Origin of the sequence: Thioalkalivibrio denitrificans, assembly GCF_002000365.1 — a bacterium.
Classification (GTDB): domain Bacteria; phylum Pseudomonadota; class Gammaproteobacteria; order Ectothiorhodospirales; family Ectothiorhodospiraceae; genus Thioalkalivibrio_A; species Thioalkalivibrio_A denitrificans.
Window position 1 is genome coordinate 11,448 of the sequence record NZ_MVBK01000001.1, and the last position, 5,000, is coordinate 16,447.

Below are 5,000 nucleotides of genomic sequence, written 5' to 3' on the forward strand. Positions count from 1 at the left end.
AGTCCGACAGGCTCCTAGGACGCGCATCCTGGGCCGGCGCGTTTCGCGGCTGCCGCGAGTCAAGGTATGATCCACTCCCTTGAGTCAATGCGGAGGTGGCGGACGTGATCAGGGCGGGAGTCGTGGGAGCAACGGGTTACACGGGCGTGGAACTGCTGCGTCTGCTGCTCTCCCATCCGCAGGCGCAGCCCGTGGTGGTGACTTCGCGCGGCAACGCCGGAGAACCGCTGGCGGCCATGTTTCCCAACCTGCGCGGCCACACCGACCTCACGTTCACGGAGCCGGATGCGGGCCGCCTGGCCGATTGCGACGTGGTGTTCTTCGCCACGCCCCACGGCGTGGCCCACGGGTTGGCAGGCGAACTGCTCTCGCGCGGCACGCGGGTCATCGACCTGTCGGCCGATTTCCGCCTGCGCGACCCGGAACTCTGGGCGCGCTGGTATGGCCAGCCCCACGGGGCCCCGGAACTGCTGGATGCGGCCGTCTACGGCCTGCCCGAGATCAACCGGGCCAGCATCCCCAAGGCACGCCTGATCGCGGTGCCCGGGTGTTACCCCACCGCCGTGATCCTGGGTTTCATCCCGCTGCTGGAGCAGGGTCTGGTGGACACGGGCCGCCTGGTGGCGGACGCCAAGTCGGGTGTCAGCGGTGCCGGGCGCAAGGCCCAGGTGGGTACGCTGCTGTGCGAGGCCAGCGAAACCTTCAAGGCCTACGGTGTTCCGGGCCACCGGCACCTGCCAGAAATCCTCCAGACCCTGGCACAGGTGGCGGGCGCCCAACCGGGCCTGACCTTCGTGCCCCATCTGCTGCCCATGATCCGTGGCATTCACGCCACGCTCTACGCGACGCTCTCGGATCCAGGCACCGATGTGCAGGCGCTCTATGAAACCCGTTACCGGGACGAGCCGTTCGTGGACGTGATGCCCGCGGGCAGCCATCCTGAAACCCGCAGCGTGCGCGGCACCAACCGCTGCCGGCTGGCGGTACACCGGCCGCAGGACGGCGACACGGTGGTGGTGCTGTCGGTGATCGACAACCTGGTCAAGGGTGCCTCCGGGCAGGCGATCCAGAACCTGAACCTCATGTTCGGACTCGCGGAGACCACCGGTCTCGACGGGATCGCCGTGCTGCCCTGACCCCCATGGGACGCCTTTCCGGCGAGTATCGGGTCCACTTCCAACATCCGCTGCGGCGGGTGTTGCCCTGGGTGCTGCTCCCGCCCCTGCTGGTTCTGGGGGGCTGGGGCCTCTATCAGGCCGGCTACGCGGTCGGCAGCGACTTTCAGATCTCCGCCCGCGACGAGGCCCGTGACCTGAAGCGGCGGGTCACGACTCTTGAACGGGAAAACCGCCGCCTGCTGCAGCGCAATGCTCATCTGGAAAGGGATCAGCTCATCGCAGCGGAAGCGGCTGAGCGCCTGCGCGAATCGGTGCACGACATGGAATCCCGGTACCGGGCCATGGAGGAGGAGCTGACCTTCTACCGCAGCATCGTCTCCCCGGAAAATGTGGAATCGGGTTTGCAGATTCACAGTGTCACCCTTGAGCCGTCGGCGCGTGGCGGGGAGTATGTGTATCGTGTGGTGCTGACCCAGATCCGCGGCAGCGGTGTCGTGGAGGGCACCATGCAACTGATGGTCACGGGCCGTCAGGGGGGCTCCACCGTGGAGCTGCAGGGTGTCGACTTGGGCGACGTCGACGAGGGCCACGCATTCGGCTTCCGTTACTTCCAGAATCTGGAAGGACGTATTCGGGTGCCTTCCGGCGTCACGCCGCGTTCCCTGCGGGTGCTTGCCCGGACAGAGGGTGAGCGTCCGAGGGAGGTGGAGCAGGACCTTGCGTGGGATGCCGCGCTCACTACGAAGGGGAGACGCTAGATGTTCCTCAGGAATCGGAGAAAGGGTGCTTCCGCACAGGTGGATACCCTGGTGGGGCGGAACACCGTCGTCGAGGGCAACATGCGCTTCTCGGGCGGGCTGCACGTGGAGGGGACCATCCGCGGCAACGTCTACGCGGACGACGGCGAGCGGCCCTCCATCCTGATCCTCAACGATACCGGGCGCATCGAGGGCGAGGTCAATGTGCCGCGGGTGGTCATCAACGGCACGGTGGAGGGCGATGTGCACGCCTCGGAGCGGGTGGAGCTGGCACAGAACGCCCGCATCACGGGCAGCGTCTACTACCACCTCATCGAGATGGCCATGGGGGCCGAGGTCAACGGCAGCCTCGTCCGGCGCTCCAACGAGAAACCCCGCCTTGAGTACATCAGGCCGCAGGAAAAGACCGCCGAACCGGAATCCGGCGCCCCCGGGGAAGCCGATGCGGGCCGCGCCAATTCTTGACTGTTCAAGTCAACAAATGCTAGCGTAATCACCCAACAGATCGAACAGAACCACGTTCGGAGAGCGATTCCATGAGTGCAACCGAGACTGCCAACGAAACCATGCCCAGCCCGCTGATCTTCACCGATTCGGCCGCCTCCAAGGTGAAGGCCCTGATCGAGGAAGAGAACAACAGCGCGCTGAAGCTGCGCGTGTTCGTCAGCGGTGGCGGCTGCTCCGGCTTCCAGTACGGTTTTACCTTCGACGAGAGCATCAACGACGGCGACACCGTGGTGGAGAAGGGCGGCGTCACCCTGCTGATCGACCCCATGAGCTTCCAGTACCTGATGGGTGCCGAGATCGACTACACCGAGGGCCTTGAAGGCGCCCAGTTCGTGATCCGCAACCCCAACGCCACCACCACCTGCGGCTGCGGTTCCTCTTTCTCGACGTAAGAAAGCGCTAGAGACAAGATACAAGAGGCAAGATACAAGAGGGGGCGCAAGCCCCCTTTTTCATTCCTTGCCACTTGCCACTTGCCACTTGCCACTGCCCGGAAAGATGCCCCCAAGGATCACGTCTTCACGGGCGCCCGTAACTTCCCTTACATTCCCCGGCCGCCCAAGCAGGGCCTCCCTCGCCAGCCACGCAAAAGCCATTGCCTCCACCCAGTCGGGATCGATCCCCGCGGCGGCCGTATCCGTCACGGTGCGCGCCGGCATCAGCGCCGCCAGTCGCTCCATCAGCAGGCCGTTATGGGCGCCTCCGCCGCAAACCAGGGTGCGCCGGCTGTCGTTGGCGTACGCGGCGATGGCGCCGGCAACGCTGCGGGCGGTGAACTCCAGCAGGGTGCGCTGAACGTCATGCGCTTCGGGGCGTGATCCGCCCAGGTGCCTTTCCAGCCATTCAGCGCCGAAGTACTCCGGTCCGGTACTCTTCGGGGGAGGCGCATGCAGGTAGGGATCGGCCATGAGGCGGTCGAGCAGGTCATCGAGCAGCCTTCCGGTCCGCGCCCAGGCCCCGTCATCATCATAGGGCAGGTCGCGGTGGCGTCGGACCCACAGATCCATGAGTGTGTTGCCCGGCCCCGTGTCGAAGCCGCCGACCGGACCGCCGGGCGGCAGATGGGTGATGTTGGCAATGCCGCCGATATTCACGACGACCCGGCTCTCGTCGGGGCTCCCAAACACGGCGCGATGGAAGGCCGGCACCAGCGGCGCGCCCTGTCCCCCGGCGGCCATGTCCTGCTGGCGGAAATCCGCCACCGTGGTGATGCCGGTGCCGTAGGCGATGTGCCCCGCGTTGCCGATCTGGAGTGTGAAGGGCGGATCAGAGTCCGGGCGATGGCGCACGGTCTGGCCGTGGCTGCCGATGGCTGCAATGGCCGCCGGCTCAAGGTTCGCTCCCGTGATGACCTGCAGGGCGGCTTGCGCGAACAGTTCGCCGGTGAGCACGTCCGCCTGTCCCAGTTCGTCCAGGGTGGTGGGGGCCTTCGGATCGGCCAGTCGTCGCAGCCGTGCGGCCAGTGCGTCGGGGATGGGGTGGCTGTGCCGGGCCAGCAGTGCCGGGGCGATACCATCGCCGAAACGCACCACGACGGCGTCCACGGCGTCCATGCTGGTGCCCGAGATCAGCCCCACGAACGGGGCGTCGGGATTCATTGCTCGATCCGGGCCACGTCCAGGCGTCGGTAGGTCTCGATCTGGGACAGCAGCGGCGCGGTCTTGGCCTTGAAGTCCGACAGATACTTCTCCGGCAGGGGATCGGCATCAGGGAGCCGTACCGTGAGCGGGTCGCGGTGTACCCCGTTGACCAGGAATTCGTAATGCAGATGCGGGCCCGTGGCCATGCCGGTCATGCCCACGTAACCGATCACCTGCCCCTGGCGCACGCGGCTGCCCACGCCCGTGTTGCGCGCGTAACCGTTCATGTGCGCGTACAGGGTGCGGTACTGCTGCCCGTGCTGGATGATGATGGTCTTGCCGTAGCCGCCGCGGGTACCGCGATGCACGATCCGGCCGTCACCCGAGGCGCGGATGGGCGTGCCCGTGGGTGCCGCATAATCCACGCCCCGGTGCTGGCGCATGGTGTGCAGGATCGGGTGGCGGCGTGTACCGAAGCGGGAACTGATGCGCGCAAATTCCACCGGGGTGCGCAGGAAGGCCTTGCGCATGCTGCGCCCGTCGGGGGAGTAGTAGTCGGTGTGTCCGTCCGGGGTGGTGTAGCGCAGGGCCTGGAAGGGCGTGCCCCGGTTGACGAACTCGGCTGCCAGGATGGCGCCGTCGCGCACGAACTCGCCGTCCTGATAAAGCTGCTCGTAGATGACCGTGAAGTCGTCGCCCTGGCGCAGGTCCAGGGCGAAGTCGATGTCCCAGCCGAAGATGTTGGCCATGGTCATGATCAGCCGGTCGGACATGCCGGCATCGAGACCGGCCTGGAAGAGCGAGCTGCGCACGGTCCCGGTGCCCTGGGCGATGCGTACCTCCATCTCCCGCTCCACCACCTGCGCCTCATAGCCGTCATCCGCGCGCGTCACGTGCAGGCGCAGGGTGCGGTTCGGTTCGTAGACCAGTTCCTGCAGCCGGCCCTCATGCTTGCGCGCACGGATCCGTTCACCCGGATGGATGGAGCGCAGCATGGCCACGTCGTCGCCCAGGGACAGGATCGGGTTGAGCTGGCT

Annotated in this window: 6 protein-coding genes (1 of these 6 only partly in view); 4 read left to right on the plus strand and 2 right to left on the minus strand. The window is 66.6% G+C overall.

What is annotated here, in order from left to right:
- Positions 1-104 precede the first annotated feature (104 nt).
- From argC to erpA, 4 genes are all read left to right on the plus strand, one after another.
- The gene (argC, locus tag B1C78_RS00050) at positions 105-1,136 is read left to right on the plus strand and encodes an N-acetyl-gamma-glutamyl-phosphate reductase (RefSeq protein ID WP_077277213.1); all 1,032 of its coding nucleotides are present in this window, start codon (positions 105-107) and stop codon (positions 1,134-1,136) included.
- Between the two features lie 5 nt (positions 1,137-1,141).
- Positions 1,142-1,876 carry a DUF6776 family protein gene (locus B1C78_RS00055; RefSeq protein WP_077277113.1) on the plus strand — a complete coding sequence of 245 codons (735 nt, stop codon included), beginning with the start codon at positions 1,142-1,144 and terminating at the stop codon, positions 1,874-1,876.
- A complete protein-coding gene (locus B1C78_RS00060) occupies positions 1,877-2,341 on the plus strand; it encodes a bactofilin family protein (protein ID WP_077277114.1) in 465 nt (154 codons plus the stop codon). It abuts the gene before it with no gap.
- A gap of 71 nt (positions 2,342-2,412) precedes the next feature.
- The gene (erpA, locus tag B1C78_RS00065) at positions 2,413-2,775 is read left to right on the plus strand and encodes an iron-sulfur cluster insertion protein ErpA (RefSeq protein WP_077277115.1); all 363 of its coding nucleotides are present in this window, start codon (positions 2,413-2,415) and stop codon (positions 2,773-2,775) included.
- A 60-nt stretch (positions 2,776-2,835) separates the two neighbouring features.
- Here the strand turns inward: erpA and B1C78_RS00070 are convergent, their stop codons facing one another.
- Positions 2,836-3,981, minus strand: coding sequence for an anhydro-N-acetylmuramic acid kinase (locus B1C78_RS00070; protein WP_077277116.1), 1,146 nt, complete (start codon positions 3,979-3,981; stop codon positions 2,836-2,838).
- Positions 3,978-5,000: the 3' portion of an OapA family protein gene (locus B1C78_RS00075; RefSeq protein ID WP_077277117.1), read on the minus strand. It continues 510 nt past the right edge of the window; 1,023 of the gene's 1,533 nt are visible here — the last part of the coding sequence; its start codon lies off the right edge, out of view; its stop codon occupies positions 3,978-3,980. The genes B1C78_RS00070 and B1C78_RS00075 overlap by 4 nt, the downstream gene beginning before the upstream one ends.

Bases quoted from the DNA above. Each gene is read 5' to 3' on its own strand.
- B1C78_RS00055 (WP_077277113.1), top strand. From the start codon at position 1,142: ATGGGACGCCTTTCCGGCGAGTATCGGGTCCACTTCCAACATCCGCTG.
- B1C78_RS00060 (WP_077277114.1), top strand. From the start codon at position 1,877: ATGTTCCTCAGGAATCGGAGAAAGGGTGCTTCCGCACAGGTGGATACC.
- erpA (WP_077277115.1), top strand. From the start codon at position 2,413: ATGAGTGCAACCGAGACTGCCAACGAAACCATGCCCAGCCCGCTGATC.
- B1C78_RS00070 (WP_077277116.1), bottom strand. From the start codon at position 3,981: ATGAATCCCGACGCCCCGTTCGTGGGGCTGATCTCGGGCACCAGCATG.